Origin of the sequence: Thioclava sp. F36-7 (assembly GCF_002020075.1) — a bacterium.
Classification (GTDB): domain Bacteria; phylum Pseudomonadota; class Alphaproteobacteria; order Rhodobacterales; family Rhodobacteraceae; genus Thioclava; species Thioclava sediminum.
In genome coordinates this window covers 182,143-202,604 of record NZ_MPZR01000001.1, presented here as the reverse complement: position 1 = coordinate 202,604, position 20,462 = coordinate 182,143, and the positions used below count along the sequence as shown (strand labels likewise).

Here is a 20,462-nt window from a genome sequence, read left to right as displayed (position 1 = left end):
CGCGTCAGGGGCGCGGCGCGCGGCCTCAGGCCGCCGCGTTTTCGGGCTGCGTGCCGCGCAGGGATTCGATTTCGAGGAAAACGCTCGAAACCTCCGGATGGGCCTCGTGGATTTTCTTCTGCACCGCCTCCACCGCGTGGAAGATCGCTTCGGGCGAGAGGCCGTTCCTCATCTTCAGCTCTATATTCACCAGCACCTGATCGGGCGCGAAATGCATCGTTAGGAGGCGTTTGACCTCTGCGACCTCGTCGAACCCGGTCGCGATCTCGCGGATCGATTTGCGCACGTCGCGGTCTGCGGCCTCGCCCATGATCAGCGCGCGGGTCTCGTAGACGAGGATGATCGCGACGACGATCAGGATGAGGCCGATGACGATGGAGGCCGCGCCGTCGAAGAACGGATTCTCGAACGTCACCGAGAGATAGACGCCAAGCGCTGCGGCGAGGATACCCAGAAGGGCCGCGCTGTCCTCGGCGACGACGACGAAGATCGACGGATCCTTGGAGCGGCGGAAGGCCTTGAAATAGCCTTCGCCCGGTTTGCGCTGCTTCAGAAGCTCACGGATCGCGATGACCCAGGAGGTGCCCTCGGCGAGGAAGGCCACGAGCAGTACGCCATAATTCCAGATCGGTTTCTCGATCGGTTCGGGGCTCTGGATATGGACGATGCCCTCATAGATCGAGAGCCCGCCGCCGATCGCAAACAGCAGCATCGCGACGACGAGCGACCAGAAATACAGCTCCTTGCCATAGCCGAACGGGTGTTTCTCGTCCGGTTCCTTCTTGCTGCGCTTGTGGCCCAGCAACAGCAGACCCTCATTGCCGGTATCGACCACCGAGTGGAACGCCTCCGCCAGCATGGACGAGCTACCCGTGAAGGCTGCGGCCACGAATTTCGCGATGGCGATCAGAAGGTTCGCGGCGAGCGCGCCATAGACGGCAATCGGCTTTTCTTCGGAGGCTTGGGCGTCGGCCATGGCTGGGATCCTGCATCGGGGCGCGCGACGGGGAGGAACGACCGCGCGCCGGTGTCGTGATGCAGGGGTAACATGGGCGGGGGCAGGGCGGTTCCCGAGGCCGGTGCGGGAGGGCTCAGCCGTTGCAGTTCAGCGCTTTCGCGAAACCGCCGGGCGAGGTGTCGGTGCCGAGGCGTGTCCATGCCACGGTTTGTCTGGGCGTGACAGAGAGCGACAGCAACGCGGACCAGTCGAAACTGGCGACGATCATCTCGGGACCAGAGCCGCAATCGCGCACCCCGCCCAGGATCGTGTCAGAGCCGAAACGGTGATTGGTGAACTGCCCGCCCGCGAAGGTCGGGTGCAAGGCGCCGTCACGATATTCGAAAACCCGCAAAACGCCCAAGCGATGCGGCGCGTCGATCAGCGCGATGTCGCGATGCCCGTTGCCATCGAAATCCGCGATGCCGATGGGCGCGAGCCAGTGGTTCGGCTCTCCCACGAAATCGGTCGCGGCGAGGAATTCCGGCTTGCCCGATTTCACCGTGAGCACCAGAAGCCGCGAGCCGAACTTCAGATGCGATTGCACCACGATCACCTCGGCGATGCCATCGCCGTCGAGATCGCTCAGGCGCGGGCTCGTGTCCTCATAGACCATGTCGGGGTCGAGGCGCAGCTCGTAGGTCAACGTGCTGTGGCCTGAGAACAGACCCTTGGGATTGCCCGCCTTGCGGGTCACGTCGATCTGGAGATTTGCGAATTCATGATCGGGGCCGAGCGCGCCGTGACCATAGCGGTCCGTCGGCTCGGTGAATTGCGCGGCGACCGACATCTCGGCCCGCGCGGGCAGGGCGGCAGCGGTGACCAGCGCGCAAGCGAGGGCCACCGCGCGTCGCATCAGATCTGCTTTTCGGGAAGGTTGACGATCAGGCCGTCGAGCTCGTCCGTGACCTTGATCTGGCAGGTCAGGCGCGAGGTGACGGGATCGGGCTCGTAAGCGAAATCGAGCATGTCCTCTTCCATCGGATCGCGCGGAGGCAGTTTCTCGATCCAGTCCTTGTCGACATAGACATGGCAGGTCGAACAGGCGCAGGCGCCGCCGCAATCGGCGTCGATGCCGGGCACGCCATTGTCGCGTGCACCTTCCATCACGGTCATGCCGGGCTTCACGTCGATCTCGTGACGGGTGCCGTTGAATTCGACATAGGTGATTTTCGCCATAGCTCGGGGCCTCTTGTTCGTAATCAAAACGCGCTTGCCGGCGGGGCCGGTCGCAAGTGATCTAAGCTGCTTTCGGCGATTTGGCCAGAGGTGGGCTGTCACGGGCAAGGGATTGCCGCAGCGTAGATATCGGCTAGTGTGCCGGCCCAAGGCAGGCGGAGACGAGAATGCGGCAGATCGCTGAAAACTTCGGCACGGTGCGGGCGGTGCTGGTGGCGCTGGGTGTGACGATGGGGCTGGCGGGCTGTCAGCCCACAGCGCAGGGTTCGGAGGCCACACCGAAGGACCCGCCCGCCAAGACGCTCGCCCATGTGCTGCAAAGCCGCCCGCCCGCCGACGACGCGCAGGGATGTTTCACCCAACTCAAAGGCCCGGCCAAGGTCGAGACCGTGACCGGGCAGGTGCAGGTGCTCCCCGAACAGCGCGATCCGAAGACCGGCAAGGTCACCCAGCCCGCGATCTATCGCGAATTGAGCGGGCAGAAGCTCGTCGATAGCGGCAAGCCGCGCTATTTCGAATCCGTCTGTTCGGAGGATCTGACGCCCGCTTTCGTTGCCATGACCCAGCGTGCGCTGGCGCTGCGCGGGCTTTATTCTGGCCCCGCCGACGGCAAGCTGGACCCGGCGACGGGCCGCGCGATCGCGGCCTATCAAGCGCCGCGCGGCCTCGACAGCCCGACGCTCTCGGTCCGCGCCGCGCAGGAACTGGGGCTCTATATCTGGTCGGAGTGAACCCGCCTGCGCTTGCCATAGCATCGCCGCACAGACCTTTGCGCAGGCGGCGGGGTTGTGCCCACGGGGGGAACGGTCTCTAACCGGGGACCAAGGGATCAGGGGGCATCATGCAAAAGCTTTTCGGCAGCAACCTGCGCTTCATGCGCGACAATGCCCGCTGGCTCGGCGCGGGGTTCCTGCTGACGCTGTTCTCCTCCTTCGGGCAGACCTTCTTCATCGGCCTGTCGGGCAATGACATCCGGGCCACGTTCGGTCTGTCGGGTGGCACCTTCGGGGCGCTCTACATGGTGGCGACACTGGCCTCGGCCTCGACGCTGCCCTTCCTCGGGCGCACGCTCGACCTGATGCCCGGCTGGAAGGTCGTGCGCTTTACCATTCCGCTGCTCGCGCTGGCCTGTGTCGGGATCACGCTCGCGCCGAACCTGATCTTTCTGACGGTGGCGATCTACATGCTGCGGCTTTTCGGGCAGGGCATGATGACCGAGATCGCCTTCACCGAGATCGGCCGCTGGTTCGTCGCGAGCCGCGGCAAGGCGATGTCGCTGATCGTCCCGGGCCAGCCTTTCGGCTCTGCGCTGCTGCCGGTTCTGGTGGTGCTGATCGCGCAGGCGAGCGGCAATTGGCATCTCGCGTGGTGGCTCTCGGCCGGGGTGCTGGTCTTGATCGCCTGGCCGCTCCTGATGCAGCTGATGCAGGTCGAGCGGGTGCCCAACGCGACCGAGGTGCAATCGAGCGCCTCGGGCACCGCCCGCGACTGGACCCGTGCGGAGGTGATCCGCGATCCGGTCCTCTACATGCTGCTGGCGGGGCTGCTCGCACCGCCCTTCATCGGCACGGTGATCTTCTTCCACCAAGGCTACCTGACCGAGCTGCGCGGCTATTCCCCGCTCGCCTTCGCGGCGGCCTTCCCGGTGATGTCCCTCGCGACAGTGGGCTTCGGCTTCGTCTGCGGCGGGCTGATCGACCGGTTCGGAGCGCTGCGCCTGCTGCCCTTCGTGCTGGCCCCGCTGACGCTTGCCTCGCTGACGGTCGCCTTGGTCACGCCGGTCTGGGGTGTCTATGTCTTCATGGCGCTGCTTGGCATGTCGAACGGGTTTTCCGGCACGCTGATGGGCGCGCTCTGGCCCGAGGTCTACGGGGTGAAGAACCTCGGGGGCATCCGCGCGATCATCGTGGCCTCGATGGTGCTCTCGACCGCCGTGGGGCCGGGGATCACGGGCGTGCTTATCGATATGGGAGTGGAGTTGCCGACGCAGATGCTGGGCATGGCGGTCTGGTGCGTGATCGCAGCCGGGAGCCTGACGATCGCCTCGCGCCGGGTGCTGGCGCGCGAAGCGGCGCCATGAAAAAGGCGCCCCGGGGGGCTGCCCTTTGCAGTAACTGGTGCAGCGTGGGGCCGGACGCATTGTAGGCGCAACGCCATGTCGATCAGCAGCTCCCGACGGGAACTTCGAGATCTGTCTGCGGCGGATTTCGGCTAAGCGGACGAAACGCACCTTAGTCCGGATCGCCCGCCCCCGCTCACCTACAGCTGGAACAGACCCAAGGCATTCACCACCTCGCGCTTTGTCGCCTCGGTTCGCTGACGCGCCCGTTCCGTGCCCTCTTTGATTACCTCAAGAACGTATCCCCGGTCTTCGGAGAGCTGTGCCCTGCGCTCACGAATTGGGGCAATGAGGTCCTGGAGAATACCGTCCAGACGCGCCTTGATCTTGCCATCGCCAAGCCCGCCGCGCTGATACTGTGTCTTGAGTTCGGCAAGCTCGTCCTGGTCCTGATCGAAGGCGTCGAGATAGGTGAAGACGACGTTGCCTTCGATGCAGCCCGGGTCTTCGACACGCAGGTGGCTCGGATCGGTGAACATCGCCCTAACAGCGCTTCGGATCTCCGCCGACGATGCGGACAGAGCAATGGCGTTACCACCGGATTTCGACATTTTGGCCTTGCCATCGACACCGGGCAAGCGGCCTGACTTGGGGATGATCGCCCGAGCCTCGGGCAACACGGCGCGACCTGCCGTTGCATTGATGCGACGAACAATCTCGTTCGTTTGCTCGATAAGCGGGGCCTGATCCTCGCCGACCGGAACGACAGTCGCCTTGAAGGCGGTGATATCTGCCGCCTGGGCCGCCGGATAACAGAGAAATCCGGCGGGAATATCGCGCCCGAACCCGCGCGCGCGGATTTCATCCTTGATCGTCGGGTTCCGTTCAAGCCGCGCGACCGTGACAAAGTTCAGGTAGAGCATCGACAGCTCGGCCAGCGCCGGAAGATGCGATTGAAGGCAGATGGCCGTGCGACTGGGATCAATGCCGACGGCCAGATAATCCAGCGCGACTTCGAACACGCTGCGCCGCACTTTCTCTGGATCATGCGCGTTGTCGGTCAGGGCCTGGGTGTCTGCCAGCAGAAGGAACTGTTCGTGGCTGTCCTGGTAGCGCAGCCGGTTTGCAAGTGAGCCTGCATAGTGCCCGATGTGAAGCGGCCCCGTGGTGCGGTCGCCTGTCAGAATGGTCTGTCTGTTCATTTGCGTCTTCTCATGAAATGAGAGGCCGCGCATCAGGAAGCCTGGAAAACAAAAGGCCGCCCATGCGGCGGCCTCGGAATACGTTTGGTCATCCGGCCACCCTGTCAGGAGGCCAGCCACCAGGTCGTTGCGATGATCGTAGTGTTTTCCATGAAATTCGAAATATCGTCGGAACGATCGCGCGTCAATCGAATGGTAGAAAGGGCTCGAAGCGGCCATTGCGCTTCGAGCCTTCAACGTTCTCACGCGCACCATTTACTGAAAAAGGCGCCCCGCGGGGCGCCTTTTCTACCGTTTTGAGCGGTGCGGATCACTCCACGGGGAGGGCCACGAAACGCGGCTCGCCAGCGCGGCGGATCAACAGCAGGATCGACTTGCGCCCCGCATCCTTCGCCGCCTGCACGCGCTCTTCGAAGTCATCGACCGCGGAGACCGGCTTCTGCCCGACCTCTGTGATCAGATCGCCGACGCGGAGACCCTTCTCATAGGCCGAGGAGGTTTCGTCGATCTGCTTGATGACGAGGCCGTTGGCCTCTTTCGTCAGACCCATCTCGGTGCGCAGGTCATCCGTCAGCGGCGTCACGGTCAGGCCGAGCATGTCCTTCTCGACCTCCTGCGGGGCCTGAACGGCCTTCGGGGGCTGTTCGCCCTCGGCGGCTTCGCGACGGCCCAGCGTCACCAGAAGCGTCTTGGCCTCGCCATCGCGCATCACGGTCACGCGGACCTTCTCGCCCACCGGGGCGTCGGCCACGCGACGCACCAGATCGCGGGTGCTCTTGACCTCGCCGCCATCGAAGGAGGTGATCACGTCGCCCGCTTCGATCCCGGCCTCTTTCGCGGGGCCATCGGGCACTTCGGAGACAAGCGCGCCTTCGGGGGCCTCGAGCCCCATCGCCTCGGCCATGTCGGCGGTGACGTCCTGGATTTTCACACCCAGCCAGCCGCGCCGCGTCTCGCCATATTCCTTGAGCTGTTCGACTACTTTCGCGACCACGTTCGACGCCATCGAGAAGCCGATCCCGATCGAGCCGCCATTGGGCGACAGGATCGCGGTGTTCACGCCGACGACCTCACCTTCCATGTCGAAGAGCGGACCGCCCGAGTTGCCGCGGTTGATCGCGGCATCGGTCTGCAGATAGTCGTCATAGCTGCCGGACAGCTCGCGGTTGCGCGCCGAGATGATCCCGGCCGAGGCGGAGAAGCCCTGACCCAGCGGGTTGCCCATCGCCATCACCCAGTCGCCGACGCGCACGGCGTCGCTGTCGCCGAAGGCGACGAAGGGCAGGGGGGAATCGCTCTCGACCTTCAGCAGCGCGATGTCGGTTTTCGGATCGGTGCCCACCAGTTTCGCGTCGAGCCGCTTGCCCGAGAAGAATTCGATCTCGATCTCGTCGGCGTCTTCGATGACGTGGTTATTGGTGACGATATAGCCGTCTTCCGAAATCACGAAGCCCGAGCCGAGCGCGTTCGAGCGACGCGGCGCGCCCCGCCCGTTCGGGCCATTGGGGGCGTTCGGGTTCGGCAGGCCGAAATCGCGGAACAGATCCTCGAAGGGCGAGCCGGGCGGGAAGTTCGGCATTTCGCCGGTCGGCGCGGCCACCGTGGTCGAGGTGGTGATATTCACCACCGAATTGGACACCTGATCGACGAGTTCGGCAAAGCTTTCCGGGGCGGCGCGGGCATAGGCGGGCCCGGCCAGAGGGGCGCAGGCGAGCGCCACGGCAAGCGTGGCGGCGCTCAATCCGGCGCGCAGCATGGATCCGGGTCCGGTGAGGATTGTCATATGGCTCTCCCTTGCTTCGCCGGTGCGGAAGACCGGCGCGATGCTCTCTTTGATTTGAAATGTAGGAGCAGGGAGGGGCGAAGGGAAGTTATTCGCCAAAATTCACGACAGGAAATTGCGTCGCAGGGGGCTGAAGCCGCGCTCTCTTGCGTTTGAGGCGCGGGCGCGGGGGCGATTATCCGAACTGCCGCAGCGCCCAGAGGATCGCCACACCCATCGCCAGAGCCGCAAGGCCAAGGGCGCGACGTTGGCCCGCCGACATGGCGCGCAGCATATCCAGCGCCTCCTCGATACGCGAAGGGGCCAGCGCAAGCGCCAGCCCCTCGATCACAAGGACCAGTCCCAGACCGGTCAGAAGCATCGCCATCACTGGCCGACCTGGCTCGCAGATGCGCTGCCCCGGCCTGCACCGGTTTCGGGCCCCGGGTTCTCCCCGATCGAGCGCAGGAAGCGCCCGTAATCGAAGTAGAGGCTGTCGGGCTGCGTCACCAGCGACGAGGTCTGCGTCTTCATCGATTGCGCGTAGAATTGCAGCGCGCGCACGAAGGCGAAGAACTGGCGATCCTTGCCGTAAGCATCCGCATAGACCTTGTTGGCCTGCGCATCGGCTTCACCGCGCACGATCTCGGCCTGTTTCTTGGCCTCGGACGTGACCTCGACCGCGGTACGGTCGGCGGTTGCACGGATACGCTGTGCGGCTTCTGCGCCGCGGGCGCGCTCGTCGGCGGCCTCACGTTCACGCTCTGCCCGCATCCGGCCATAGGTGGAGGCGAGGTTCTGCTCGGGCAGATCGGTGCGCGTCAGACGCACGTCGATCACGTCCACGCCCAGCGACAGCGCCTCGCGCCGTGCCAGATCGCGGATGCGGTTCATCAGCGGCGTCCGGTCATCCGACAGCACAGCCGTCGAGGGGACCGAGCCCAGAACTTCGCGGATCGCGTTGTTCAGGATGCCGTCGATGCGGCTCTTTGCGGTCGTCTCACCACCTGCGCCCACCGCTTCGCGGAATTTCACCGCGTCGACGATGCGCCAGCGGGCGAAGGCGTCGACCACGAGACGGCGGTCGTCCTCGGGCGTGACTTCGAGCGGCTGCGTGGTCAGGCTCAGGATGCGGTCATCGTATTTCACGATGGTGTCCACGACCGGAATCTTGAACCCGAGACCGGGTTCGGTCTTCACCTGCTGCACCTCACCGAAGCGCAGCACGAGGGCCTTTTCACGCTCGTCCACCACGAAGACCGAATTCAGTCCGAGGAAGATGAGAACAACGAGAACGGCAATTGCGATAGGTCCGCGCATCAGTTGCTTCCTCCCGTGTTAGCGGTCGAGTTGGTGGTGTTGGACGCCGAGCTGGAGTTCTTGCGCAGCTGATCCAGCGGCAGATACGGCACGACGCCGCCAGCGCCGTCCTTGGTGTCCACGACGACCTTGTCGACGTTCTGCAGCAGCTTGCCCATGGTTTCGTAGAACATCCGGCGCTTGGTCACTTCGGGCGCTTTCTCGTATTCCGTGAGGATCGAGTTGAAGCGCGCGGCATCACCTTCGGCTGCGTTCACGATCTGCGCGCGGTAGCCTTCGGCCTCTTCCTTGACCTGAGCGGCCTCACCGCGAGCGCCTGCAGTGACCTTGTTGGCGTAGGCGTCGGCTTCCTTCTCGAGGCGGTCCCGCTCCTGCTGGGCGGCCTGCACTTCGCGGAAGCTGTCGATCACCTCGCGCGGCGGGTCGGCGCGGTTGAAGTTCACACGAACGATGTTGATGCCTGCATCATAGCTGTCGAGCGTGTTCTGCACCGCCGAGCGCAGATCGCCCGCGATCTCGCCACGTGCGGTCGACAGGATCGGCGCGAGGTTCGAACGTGCGATGATGTCGCGCATCGCCGATTCCGACACCGCGCGGATCGTGTCCTGCGGATCGCCGAGGTTGAACAGGTATTTCGCCGGATCGCTGATGTTCCAGACCACCTGGAATTCGAGATCGACGATATTCTGGTCGCCCGTCAGCATCAGGCCGGTATCGTTCGTGCCTGCGCGGCCCGAACCGATATCGACGGTCTGTTCGCGCGTCACCGGAACCTTGGAATAGGTGATGAAGGGCCACGGCGCGAGGTTCAGGCCGGGGCCTTTGGTCGCGTAGTAGCGCCCGAACATCAGCTCCACCGAGCGCTCTTCCGGGTTCACCTTGTAGAGAGAGGAGCCGAGCCAGATCGCAACCAGAGCCACGAGGCCGATGACGACCGCGGTCTTTGCCGGGAAGGGGCTCTTGCCGCCTCCGCCGCCATTGGGACGGTTGGGACGATTGCCGCCTCCCTTGCCGCCCATCAGCACCTTGAGCTGCTCAGAGCCCTTGCGCATGAATTCCTCGATTTCCGGGATCTGTCCGCCCTCGCCGGGACGTCGCTGACCGGGACGCTTGTCTTCGCGGTCGTCGTCGCGGTCATCGCCGCCACCGCCTCCGCCGCCCCAGGGGCCTCCGTTGCTCATATGCTCCTCACCTTTCCGTTATCTTGTCGGACAGTTGGGTATCTTTTCCGTGATTTCAATAATGTCTTACAGGGTTCCGCATGGTCACGAGCTCTTCGCCCATGGTCGGGTGGACCGCGCAAGTCGCGTCGAACTGTTCCTTGGTTGCCCCCATTTTGACGGCGATGCCGACCATTTGGATCAATTCGCCTGCTTCGGGGGCCACGATATGGCAGCCCAGCACGCAGCGCGTCTCGCGGCAAACGATCAATTTCATCAGTACCCGCGCGTCGGAGCCCGCAAAGCTCGAGCGCATCGGCCGGAAGCTGGAGACGTAGACCTCGGCATTGCCGCGTTCTTCTGCCTCTTCCTCGGTGATGCCGACGGTGCCGAATTCGGGCTGGGTGAAGACGGCCGAGGCCACCAGCTCGTGATCCGAGGCGCGGGCATTGGCGCCGAAGACGGTGTCGGCGAAAGCGTGGCCCTCGCGGATCGCGACCGGGGTCAGGTTGATGCGGTCGGTGACATCGCCCACCGCGAAGATCGAGGGCACGTTGGTCTGCGACCATTCGTCGACCATGACCTCGCCGCGCTCGCCCAGCTCCACGCCCGCAGTCTCGAGGCCGAGCCCTTCGGTGTTTGGCGTGCGACCCGTCGCGTAGAGTACTGCGTCGAACTCGTCTTCGCGCCCGTCGCCGCAGGTGACTTTCAGGCAGTTCTCGGTCTTCTCGATCTCGGTGATCACGACATGAGTGTGAATGTCGATGCCGCTCGCCTGCATCTGATCCACGATCAGATCGCGCGCCTCGCCATCGAAGCCGCGCAGCAGGGGCGAGCGGTTGTATTGCGTGACCTCCACGCCCAATCCGTTGAGGATGCAGGCGAATTCGCACGCAATATAGCCGCCACCGACGATCAGGATGCGCTTGGGCAGGGTGTCGAGCTTGAAGATGTCGTTCGAGGTCATCACCAGTTCGCAGCCCGGGAATTCGGGTACGAAGGGCCGCCCGCCGACCGCGACGAGGATGTGCTTGGTGGTGATCTTCGTGCCGTCAGCCAGCGTGACCTCATGCGGGCCAGACACGGTGGCGCGCTGGTCGAAGACCTTCACGCCCGCGTTTTCCTGCCCCTTGCGATAGATCGCTTCGAGCCGGTCAAGCTCCGCATCCAGCTTGCCGCGGAAACCCGGCCAGTCGAACTGACCTGCATCCGCGCTCCAGCCATAGGCGCGGGCGTCTTCGATGGCCGCCGGAGCAGTCGAGGCGAAAACCATCAGTTTCTTCGGGACGCAGCCGCGGATCACGCAGGTGCCGCCCATCCGGTATTCCTCGGCCAGTGCGACGCGCGCGCCATGGCCCGAGGCAATCCGGGCCGCGCGCACCCCGCCCGAGCCACCGCCGATGACGAAAAGGTCGTAGTCGAAGCTCATGGGGGCGCCTTCCTTCCTGATATTCCTTGCGTCTTGGCTTAGCGGTCCATGCGCTCAGGAGCAAGGCGGGGACGGAAAGACGCGCGCAAGGCGGGGATGCGTCACAGCGTTGCATCCCCGAGGCGCGCGTCCGGCGCCAAGATCAGTCCATATCGCGGAAGATATTCTCGTCCTCGGCGAACTCGATGGTCTCGTTGGCCACCGTGCCCTCATTGATGTCGCGGATTTCGACCTTGCCGTCGGTGCCGCCGATGATGACCTTGTCGCAGATGTCGATGAACAGGCCATTCTCGACCACGCCGGGAATCTGGTTCAGCACCAGCGCCAGCTGACGCGGGTTGCCGATGCGGTTGAGATGCAGATCGACGATGTAATTGCCCTCATCGGTCACGAAGGGCTGCTGGCCGTTCAGGCGCAGCGAGGTCTGGCGACCCATCACGTCCATCGAGTCGAGCAGTTCCTCGATCAGCGCGCGGGTGACCTGCCAGCCAAAGGGGACGACCTCGACGGGCAGGGGGAAAGCGCCCAGATGGTTCACTTCCTTGGAGGCGTCGGTGATGACGACCATCTGATCGGAGGCGGTGGCCACGATCTTTTCTTGCAGCAGCGCGCCGCCGCCACCCTTCACCAGGTTCAGGTCGGGGTCGAATTCGTCTGCCCCGTCGATCGTGATATCGAGCCATTTCGCTTCGTCGAGCGCCACGACCTTGATGCCGACCTGGCGGGCGAGATCGGCGGTGCGCGTCGAGGTGGGCACCCCGATCAGCTGCAGCCCTTCGTCGCGGATACGCTCGCCAAGGCAGCGCACCATCCATGCGGCGGTCGAGCCGGTGCCGAGGCCCACACGCATCCCGTCTTCAACGAGGTCAACGGCACGGCGGGCGGCGGCGAATTTCGCCTTGTCGATCGGGGAGAGGTCGGCAGCCATTTGGCACTCCATTCATGGGCAGTCTGAGTTGCCGACGCTTATATGCAATCAAGGGCGCTCAGGCGAGGGCTTTGTCGGCCTGTCTTCAGCGCAGGAGGAATTGTCGCATCCCGCCTGCCTGCTTGGCGTGGCGTCGCGCCTGTCCCGGCGGCAGGATCGGGCGCGCGGGCTGGGTGAGGAGCGGGTTCTCCGCCATCAACCCGCGCAGCCGCGCGGCGGCTTGCGGGTCGACCCCGCGCAGCGCCATCGGGCCGGGCAGAAGGCTTTCTACCGCCGCCCCGTCCGCAAAAACGATCTCATGCGCCTCGAACAGCAGATGCAGCCATTCGATCCGTGGACGCGGCGCGCGGGCGATCCCCGGCAGATCGAGCAACCCCTTGGCCGGGATCAGATGCTCCCGCCCGCCAAGGATTCCCGCGCGGCTGCGAACCAGCAGCCGGTGCTGCGCGGAAACCTCGAAGGCGCGGTCATTGCCAAGCGCGCCTTTCGCGACGCGGATCGGCGCGTTCCCGTCGCGGCCCGTCATCCGCCAGCGTCCCGTCCAGATCAATTCGCGATAGCCATTATCGGCGGTCTGCACCTTCATGCCGGGGCGCAGGTCTTCAACTGCGACTGGGCCGAGTTTCGTCGCGATCCGGGTGCCGCGCGCGAAACAGACCGCGAGATCGCTATAAGGAATGACCGGATCGTTGCTGTCGATTGCGACGATTTCATAGGTTTGCCCCGCGAAAAGGCGGTGAGATGACGCGATGCCATGCACGTCGCCCTCGAATTCGAGCACGAAGATCGTGATATTGTCGGCCGGATCGGAGGAGCCCGCCGGACGGATGACATAGCTGTATTCGATTTCGACATCGCCCGCCGCACCCGCGCCCCAGGCGATGCCGTCGAATGTCATCGGGACGGTGAGTTCCTGCGAGCCGTCGGCATCCTCGAGATTGGTGTCGTCATCGGTCAGATCGATCATCTGCACCGCAGCGGAGGCATCGATTGTGAAGCTGGTCGCACCCACCGCATCGGCATTCGCCAACGCGTTCGACCCGAACGGGTCCGGGCCCGATACGATCAGGTCCGAAAATTGCCATGCACCGAAAATCGGCATCGTGCCCACCACAGCCTTTCGCCGCTCAGGCTGCGCGATAATCCTGAATATCGCGTCAACGATGTTGCTTTTGCGCGTGGCGGGGTCGTTTTGGGGCTGTTGATCCGGGGGCGAACACGGCAGTCTGGGCCAAAATCAGGGCAGGGAGGTCGCATGTTTCTGAGCGTCTTCGATATCTTCAAGATCGGCGTCGGGCCGTCCTCGTCGCATACGATGGGGCCGATGGTAGCGGGCGCGCGGTTTCTCGACGCGCTCCGGGTCTCGCCCTTCACCGCGTATGGGGTGCGGGTGCGCCTGCACGGCTCGCTTGCCTTCACCGGCAAGGGCCATGCGACGGATCGGGCGGCGATCCTCGGGCTCGCGGGCGTGGTGCCCGAGAGCTACGATAACGATCTGGCCGAGAAATTGCTGGCCGCCAACGCGCGCGACCACCTGTTGAAACCTGAGGGCCTGCCGCCTTTGGCTTTCGACCCCGAGGCCGATCTGATCTTCGACTACGAGACGTCTCTGCCCGGCCATGCGAATGGCATGGTGATCGAGGCGCGCGACGCGCAGGGCGACGTGTTGATGCACGAGGTCTATTACTCGATCGGCGGCGGCTTCGTGCGCACCGAGGCGGAACTGGCCGCCGTCGACGATGCCGCCCGCGACGCGCCGAGCCCGGTGCCGTTCCCCTTCAAGACCGCCGAGGAAATGCTGGCGATGGCCCATGCCTCGGGGCAGAGCATCGCGCAGATGAAGCGGCGCAACGAGGCGCGTTTCCGCGGCCCGAAGGAGATCGACGAAGGTCTCGAGAAAATCTGGATCACGATGCGCGACTGTATGGAGCGCGGGCTGACCAGCGAGGGCGAGTTGCCCGGTGGTCTGCGGGTGAAGCGGCGCGCCAAGGCGATCCACGAGAGCTTGAAGGCGGATTGGGGCCAGAACCTCGCGCCGCCGCATCAGATCAATGACTGGATCTCGGCCTATGCGATGGCGGTGAACGAGGAAAACGCCGCCGGTGGGCAAGTCGTCACCGCGCCGACGAACGGGGCGGCGGGCGTGCTGCCTTCGGTGATCCGGTATTGGCTCGATCATGTGCCCTCGGCCTCTTCCGCGAAGATCCCCGACTTCCTGCTGACCGCGGCGGCGGTTGGCGGTCTGATCAAGACCAATGCCTCGATCTCGGGCGCAGAATGCGGCTGTCAGGCCGAAGTCGGATCGGCGGCGGCGATGGCGGCGGCGGGGCTGGCCGCTGTGCTGGGCGGGAGCCCTGAGCAGATCGAGAACGCGGCCGAAATCGCGCTGGAGCATCACCTCGGCATGACCTGCGATCCGGTGAAAGGGCTGGTGCAGGTGCCCTGTATCGAGCGCAACGGTCTGGGCGCGATCAAGGCGGTGTCGGCGGCCTCGCTGGCGCTGCGCGGGGACGGCACGCATTTCGTGCCGCTCGATGCCGCGATCGAGACGATGCGCCAGACCGGTCGCGATATGCACGAGCATTACAAGGAGACGAGCCTCGGCGGGCTGGCGGTAAACGTGCCGAATTGCTGAGGTTGCCTCACTCGTGCTGAGGGCTGCGCCCGACCTCGGGTGGGCGCATGCTCGCTACGTGGTTTGCACTTAATCGTGCCACCTCTCCCGAAGGCCGAGCGCGCGCAGGTTGCGTAGATGCGCCCTCCCGGGGGGAGGTCGGGCGCGGCCCGGGCTGGTCGCCCGGGCGGGGCATCACTCGAAGGGAAGTCCTCAAAACACGCTCCCCCTTGACTTTTCGCGCCACCACGCGCATTTACTCCCAATCGCCGCGCTGCCGCGTGAGCAAGCCGCGCCCGAGAGAGGCGCATCGGCGATACCTCCCGAGTTCCCATTCACGCAGGGTTCTGACACGCAAGACCGGACCACGCGGGACTAGCCCGCCTGTCCCGAGGTCTGCGTCAACCTGCGCTCCGGACAATCCCGTCCGGGCTGATCGCCGTGCGCATCCCCGTGTCGGGAGCCTCGGCCATAAAGGATAGGCATTGTCCGATTTCTCTTCGCTGGGGCTCTCCCCGGCCATTCTCAAGTCGCTCGCACGCGCAAAATTCACCCAGCCGACCCCGATTCAGGAAAAAGCGATCCCGCTGGTTCTTGCGGGCCATGACGTGCTGGGCCTCGCCCAGACCGGCACCGGCAAGACGCTGGCCTTCGGCCTGCCGCTCATCGACAAGCTGATGGCGCAGCAGGGCAAACCCTCGCCCAAGACCTGCAAGGCGCTGATCCTTGCGCCGACCCGCGAACTGGTGAACCAGATCGCCGACAACCTCGCGGGGCTCGTTCAGGGCACCAAGATGAATGTCGCCACCGTCGTCGGCGGCCAGTCGATCAACCGTCAGATCACCATGATGCATCGCGGCAACGACATTCTCGTCGCCACCCCGGGCCGTCTGATCGACCTGATGGATCGCGGCGCGGTCGACCTGCGCTACACCCGCCATCTGGTGCTCGACGAGGCCGACCAGATGCTCGACCTCGGTTTCATCCACGCGCTGCGCAAGATCGCGTCGCGCCTTGGCACGCCGCGCCAGACACTGCTGTTCTCGGCCACGATGCCGAAGCAGATGGAGGAAATCTCGCAGGCTTACCTCACCGATCCCAAGCGCGTGCAGGTTTCGCCCCCCGGCAAGGCCGCCGACAAGATCACCCAGTCGGTGCACTTCCTCGACAGCAAAGCCGAGAAGGCCCGCAAGCTGCGCGATATCCTCTCGGCCGATATGGGCGCGCTGACGCTTGTCTTCGCCCGCACCAAGCACGGCGCGGAAAAGCTGATGAAGAGCCTGCGCGCCGACGGCTACAACGCGGAATCGATCCATGGCAACAAATCGCAAGGTCAGCGTGATCGCGCGATCAAGGGCTTCCGCGATGGCAAGGTCAACGTGCTGGTCGCGACCGACGTGGCCGCGCGCGGGATCGACATTCCGGGCGTGTCCTATGTCGTGAACTTCGACCTGCCGGACGTGCCGGACGCCTACGTCCACCGCATCGGGCGCACCGCGCGTGCCGGTCGCGAGGGCGAGGCGATCGCCTTCTGCTCGCCGGATGAGGCGGATAACTTCCTGCAGATCGAAAAGCTGATGAAGATCGAGATCCCGACCGCGAGCGGCGAACGCCCGTCTGCGGCCGTGCGTCCCTCGGCGCGCGCAGCCCGCGGCCGCGGTCGTGGCGGTCCGCGCTCTGGTGGCAACAAGGGTCGCGGCGGCAAGTCTCAGGGCAAACCGCAGGGGCAGGGGCAGCCGCAAGGTCAAGCTCAGGCCCAGGCGCGCTCGAAACCCCGCACTGACGCCAAGCCCAAGGTCGATGCCGGTGGCAACGCCTCGCCGAAGCGGCGTCGCCCGCGTCGGCGCAATGCAGGCGCTGCATGAAATTGACACCGGGCCGCATCGTAAGATGCGGCCCGTTTCAGTTCCTCCGTCCGGTCCACGTGAGACGCGTCCGAACGACCCAATCGAAACGCATCCTCAGCCGTCATCTGCATCGCTTCAATGTCATGTCCAACGCGGCGGCGAAGCCTTTTGCGGAGAAGTCGAAGACACCCACGTTCGGAATGGAGACGGTGAAATTTGCGTTCCCGCCTGCCGCCTCAACTTGTTTTAGCGCGTTGATCGCAAGCTTGTCGGTGCGTTGATCCAGCCAGGCATATTGCCCTGTCGAACGCAGGCGGAATTTGCTCTGCCCGATCGTGATGGTCAGTCCGCCAGAGCGGGGCAGCCGTCGGTCGGCATAGACGGACAGCTCCGGTTGCCGGCCCGAGTGCTTCGTCACCGCGACATAGAGAAGCGAGCCATTCAGCAGAACCCGCCGATCATTTGCCGTCGCTGTCCAGCAGGTCTTCATGGTGCCGTTTCTCTCTTCGAAAACGCTCCACTTCCCGACATTGCCGATGCTATCGGCGGCATAGGTTGGCGAGAGCGCACCGAGGGCGATCAGGGCGGCGCAGATAAGTACTCTGAGAAAACGGCTCATGCGCGTTCCTCCGACCAACGCAATTTACCTCGCCCACAGGGGGCGAGGTGAAAATAGCATAATTTTCGTCAGTTGGACTGAATTATGCGTCGGGGTGCCTAAGACAGAACGCAGGTGATCTCGCGGTTTGGCGGGTCACCCCACCTCCGCAAACACCTTCTCTAGCGCCGTTTCCAGCTTCTCGAACATCTCGTCCATCTGCGGCTCGGTCAGGATGAACGGCGGACACAGCACCACCGATTGCCCCAAGGGTCGGCAGATCAGCCCCTGATCGGTGCAGGCATTGGCGATGCGTTCCGAGACCGAGAGCGACCCGTCGAACGGCGTTTTGCTCTCGCGGTCCTTCACCGCCTCCAGCGCCCACATATAGCCCACGCCGCGCAGCTCGCCGATATTGGGGTTTTGCGCGATCTGGGCGAGGCCCGCCTCGAGCCGCGGGCTCAGGCGCCGGACATTCTCGGCCAGCCCCTCGTTCATCACCACGTCGATGGCCTTGAGCGCAATCGCGCAGCCGACCGGGTGGCCCGAGGCGGTGAAGCCATGGGGGAATTCCTTGATCGCCTCGGAGGCCGCTTGCAGGCGGTCCGACAATTCCGGGCCGAGGATCACCGCGCCCATCGGGAAGAAGCCGGCGGTGAGGTTCTTCGACGAGATGATCGCGTCGGGCTGGAAGTCATAGGTCTCGCAGCCCCATGTGTTGCCGGTGCGCCCGAAGCCGCAGATCACCTCGTCGGAGATCAGCGGGATGTCGTATTTCTTGAGGATCTTCGCGACCGCCTGGAAATAGCCCTTCGGCGGCGTGATTACCCCGCCTGCGCCCATCACCGGCTCGGCGAAGAAGCCCGCTATCGTGTCCGCGCCTTCCTTGATGATCGTCGCTTCCAGCTCATTCGCGAGGCGCTGGGTGAACTGCTCCTCCGTCTCGCCGGGCTGCCCTTCGCGCCAGTAATGCGGACAGGTGATGTGCAGGAATCCCGGCAGCGGCAGGCCGAAGACCGAGTTGTAGGGCTTGCCGGTCATCGAAGCCGAGACCGCCGTCACCCCGTGATAGGCGTTCTTGCGGGTCAGGATCTTGCGCTTCTGCGGCTTGCCCTCGGCCTCATGCAGAAACCACAGCATCTTGACCATCGTGTCATTCGCCTCGGAGCCGGAGTTGGTGTAGAACACCTTGCCGTCGGCGAAGGGCGAGACCTCGATCAGCTTCTCGGACAGCATCACCGTCTGGTCCGACATCCGCCCGAAGAAGGCGTGATAACCGGGGAAGCGCGCGTATTGCGCCTGCGCCGCCTCGATCAGACCGGGATGGTCGAACCCCGCGACCATGTTCCAGAGCCCCGAATTCGCGTCGAGATATTTCCGCCCCTCGGTGTCGAAGATGTACGGCCCCTCGCCATGGGTCACGACGACCGCGCCGCGGTCATGGATCGTGGGCAGATCGGTGAAACCGTAGAAGCTATGCGCGTCGGCGCGGGCCTGCCAGCTCTGGTCTTTCATCTCGCGACTCCTCCGGGATGGGCGATGGATGAAAGCGAGGCTATCCGCGGCGCGGTCGGCGTCAATGGTCCGCGATGTCCCAGGATGCCGCATGGCTTGCGCGCCGGGGCGGGGCAGGGCAGTCTGCGCCACAACCCTTACCGCCTCCCCGATCACGGAGCCTCCCATGCCCGCCGCCCATCCCCGCATCAGCCTTTGGGCGGTCGAGGTCTTCGTGGCCACGGCGGAAGAAGGCGCGACTACTGCCGCCGCGCGCCGTCTGGGCGTCTCGGCCTCGGCGGTCAGCCAGCAGCTTGCGGGTCTGGAGGGCGCTTTGGGCGCGGAGCTCGTGGACCGCTCGGCGCGGCCTTTCGCTTTGACGGCCGCCGGGCGGGCCTTCCTGCCTCATGCCGAGGCGATGCTGGACGAATTGGCCCGCGGTCGCGCCGGGGTGGGCCAGGCCGATCCGGCGGGGCTCACGAGTTTCCGGCTGGGCATGATCGAGGATTTCGAGGCCGAGGTGACGCCGCTTCTGCTGGCGGGCATGGCCGACGAACTCAGCACGTGCCGCTTCGAGCTGGAAACCGGACCGAGCCACCGGCTGCTGTCGAAGCTCGAAGCGCGCGGGCTGGATGTCGCCGTCGCCGCCGAGCCGCAGGGCGCGGCGCTCGATGGGATCGAGCTGCATCCGCTTCTGACCGAACCGTTCCTCGCCATTCATCCCGCCGATGCACCTGCGAAAAGCGATCCACCGCTGCCGCTGATCCATTATTCCCAGCGCACGCTGATGGGCCGCCAGATCGCCGCGCATCTCGCGCAAACGGGCAAGGCACCGCCGCATCAACTGGAACTCGACAGCTATCCCGCGATCCTCGCGCTGGTCGCGGCGGGGCGGGGCTGGACGATCCTGACGCCCTCGGCGGTGCGTCATGCGCCGCGCGCGGGGCTGGCGCTGTCGCCGCTCGACGGGCCGCCGCTGACCCGACGCATCGTGCTGGCGGCGCGCGACGGGATGATGGCCGATTGGCCCGCGAAAGTGGCTGCCCGCCTGCGGGCGTTGCTGCAAGAACGCGTGGTCGGACCGGCGCTGGAAGAAGCGCCGTGGCTGGATGGGACATTGCGGGTCGAGGCGGGCTAGCGCCTCAGCCGATCCCCAGACCTGTCAGGGCGGCGGCCAATTCCTCGCGCGGCAGCATCATCAGGGCTGGCCCCTCCAACATGATCCGCACAGGCCCCGTCGCCCGGTTCGATGTGCCGACCCGCTCGGCGGGCGTGAAGCCGATCCCGTCCAGCGGCCATTGCAGCCCTTCCGAGCGCGCCTTTACCTCGCCGAATGGAAACAAAGAGACCCGCGTGCCTTCCGTCACATCCAGCGAAAGGGACGGGGGACAACGGAAGATCACCTCTTCCTCGGCCAGCATCACGACCCGGTGCGGCGTGCGGATCAGGTCAGTCATCGCGGCCAGCGTGTGATCGAGCCGCATCCCCGTGAAGCCGAGCGCCAGGATGAACGGCGCTTTGATCCGTTGCAGGCATTTCGCGAAATCGGTGCTGTCCTGCTCGGCCACCTGATGCACGCGCGGGCCAAGTGTCGTGCGCGCCGCATCCGACAGGGAATCGAGATCGCCGATCACCGCTTCGGGCTCGAGACCCATCGACAAGGCCCGATCTCCACCGCCATCTGCGGCCACGAGACAGGGGGCGATTGTCAACGCTTCGTCAACATCCGCATGGTTAACTGCGCCGGCGCCGAGAAGCGAAACCCCGGTTGACGAATGGACAATACTGCTAATCATGGGCTGATTGATGACGATTGTGGCAAAGAAAGACAATCGAGACCGGTAAAAAACCTTTCAAATGCCTTCTTTCGTCC

At 64.8% G+C, this 20,462-nt stretch carries 19 protein-coding genes; 5 read left to right on the top strand and 14 right to left on the bottom strand.

Annotated elements, in window-relative coordinates:
* Positions 1-25 precede the first annotated feature (25 nt).
* The 3 genes from BMI89_RS00715 to BMI89_RS00705 form a co-directional block, all read right to left on the bottom strand.
* On the bottom strand, positions 26-976 hold the full coding sequence (locus tag BMI89_RS00715) for a cation diffusion facilitator family transporter (protein ID WP_078569442.1): 951 nt from the start codon (positions 974-976) through the stop codon (positions 26-28).
* Positions 977-1,091: 115 nt separating this feature from the next.
* Positions 1,092-1,853: a VCBS repeat-containing protein gene (locus BMI89_RS00710; protein WP_078569441.1), complete on the bottom strand. Its 762-nt coding sequence runs from the start codon at positions 1,851-1,853 to the stop codon at positions 1,092-1,094.
* Entirely contained in the window at positions 1,853-2,176 is a 324-nt protein-coding gene (locus BMI89_RS00705; RefSeq protein WP_075776110.1) for a 2Fe-2S iron-sulfur cluster-binding protein, read from the bottom strand. The genes BMI89_RS00710 and BMI89_RS00705 overlap by 1 nt, the downstream gene beginning before the upstream one ends.
* Before the next feature lie 167 nt (positions 2,177-2,343).
* On the opposite strand from BMI89_RS00705, the gene BMI89_RS00700 reads away from it, so the two are divergent.
* Both BMI89_RS00700 and BMI89_RS00695 read left to right on the top strand, forming a co-directional pair.
* Complete coding sequence (locus BMI89_RS00700; protein WP_078569440.1) at positions 2,344-2,907, top strand: peptidoglycan-binding domain-containing protein; 564 nt, start codon at positions 2,344-2,346, stop codon at positions 2,905-2,907.
* 110 nt (positions 2,908-3,017) lie between these two features.
* On the top strand, positions 3,018-4,256 hold the full coding sequence (locus BMI89_RS00695) for an MFS transporter (RefSeq protein WP_078569439.1): 1,239 nt from the start codon (positions 3,018-3,020) through the stop codon (positions 4,254-4,256).
* 179 nt (positions 4,257-4,435) lie between these two features.
* On the opposite strand, the gene trpS is transcribed toward BMI89_RS00695, so the two are convergent.
* The 8 genes from trpS to BMI89_RS00660 form a co-directional block, all read right to left on the bottom strand.
* Positions 4,436-5,437, bottom strand: a complete 1,002-nt coding sequence (gene trpS / locus BMI89_RS00690; RefSeq protein WP_078569753.1) for a tryptophan--tRNA ligase — start codon at positions 5,435-5,437, stop codon at positions 4,436-4,438.
* 310 nt (positions 5,438-5,747) lie between these two features.
* On the bottom strand, positions 5,748-7,220 hold the full coding sequence (locus tag BMI89_RS00685) for a DegQ family serine endoprotease (RefSeq protein ID WP_078569438.1): 1,473 nt from the start codon (positions 7,218-7,220) through the stop codon (positions 5,748-5,750).
* A 175-nt stretch (positions 7,221-7,395) separates the two neighbouring features.
* Entirely contained in the window at positions 7,396-7,587 is a 192-nt protein-coding gene (locus BMI89_RS20530; protein WP_143593782.1) for a DUF2065 family protein, read from the bottom strand.
* On the bottom strand, positions 7,587-8,519 hold the full coding sequence (locus tag BMI89_RS00680; RefSeq protein WP_083079136.1) for a protease modulator HflC: 933 nt from the start codon (positions 8,517-8,519) through the stop codon (positions 7,587-7,589). The genes BMI89_RS20530 and BMI89_RS00680 overlap by 1 nt, the downstream gene beginning before the upstream one ends.
* On the bottom strand, positions 8,519-9,700 hold the full coding sequence (gene hflK, locus BMI89_RS00675) for an FtsH protease activity modulator HflK (protein WP_078569437.1): 1,182 nt from the start codon (positions 9,698-9,700) through the stop codon (positions 8,519-8,521). The genes BMI89_RS00680 and hflK overlap by 1 nt, the downstream gene beginning before the upstream one ends.
* A 55-nt stretch (positions 9,701-9,755) precedes the next feature.
* Complete coding sequence (gene gor / locus BMI89_RS00670; protein WP_078569436.1) at positions 9,756-11,108, bottom strand: glutathione-disulfide reductase; 1,353 nt, start codon at positions 11,106-11,108, stop codon at positions 9,756-9,758.
* A gap of 142 nt (positions 11,109-11,250) precedes the next feature.
* On the bottom strand, positions 11,251-12,036 hold the full coding sequence (gene rpiA, locus BMI89_RS00665) for a ribose-5-phosphate isomerase RpiA (RefSeq protein WP_078519635.1): 786 nt from the start codon (positions 12,034-12,036) through the stop codon (positions 11,251-11,253).
* An 85-nt stretch (positions 12,037-12,121) separates the two neighbouring features.
* A complete protein-coding gene (locus tag BMI89_RS00660; protein WP_143593781.1) occupies positions 12,122-13,138 on the bottom strand; it encodes a Hint domain-containing protein in 1,017 nt (338 codons plus the stop codon).
* 153 nt (positions 13,139-13,291) lie between these two features.
* On the opposite strand from BMI89_RS00660, the gene BMI89_RS00655 reads away from it, so the two are divergent.
* Together BMI89_RS00655 and BMI89_RS00650 are read left to right on the top strand one after the other, a co-directional pair.
* On the top strand, positions 13,292-14,671 hold the full coding sequence (locus tag BMI89_RS00655; protein ID WP_078569434.1) for an L-serine ammonia-lyase: 1,380 nt from the start codon (positions 13,292-13,294) through the stop codon (positions 14,669-14,671).
* A 464-nt stretch (positions 14,672-15,135) separates the two neighbouring features.
* A complete protein-coding gene (locus BMI89_RS00650; RefSeq protein WP_078546304.1) occupies positions 15,136-16,515 on the top strand; it encodes a DEAD/DEAH box helicase in 1,380 nt (459 codons plus the stop codon).
* A gap of 103 nt (positions 16,516-16,618) precedes the next feature.
* Here the strand turns inward: BMI89_RS00650 and BMI89_RS00645 are convergent, their stop codons facing one another.
* Entirely contained in the window at positions 16,619-17,116 is a 498-nt protein-coding gene (locus tag BMI89_RS00645) for a hypothetical protein (RefSeq protein ID WP_078569433.1), read from the bottom strand.
* A gap of 135 nt (positions 17,117-17,251) precedes the next feature.
* Positions 17,252-18,610 carry an aminotransferase gene (locus BMI89_RS00640; RefSeq protein ID WP_078569432.1) on the bottom strand — a complete coding sequence of 453 codons (1,359 nt, stop codon included), beginning with the start codon at positions 18,608-18,610 and terminating at the stop codon, positions 17,252-17,254.
* Between the two features lie 166 nt (positions 18,611-18,776).
* Between BMI89_RS00640 and BMI89_RS00635 the strand changes: the two genes are divergently transcribed.
* Complete coding sequence (locus BMI89_RS00635; RefSeq protein WP_078569431.1) at positions 18,777-19,727, top strand: LysR family transcriptional regulator; 951 nt, start codon at positions 18,777-18,779, stop codon at positions 19,725-19,727.
* Positions 19,728-19,731: 4 nt separating this feature from the next.
* Here the strand turns inward: BMI89_RS00635 and BMI89_RS00630 are convergent, their stop codons facing one another.
* Entirely contained in the window at positions 19,732-20,385 is a 654-nt protein-coding gene (locus BMI89_RS00630; RefSeq protein WP_078547276.1) for a thiamine diphosphokinase, read from the bottom strand.
* Between the last annotated feature and the right edge of the window lie 77 nt (positions 20,386-20,462).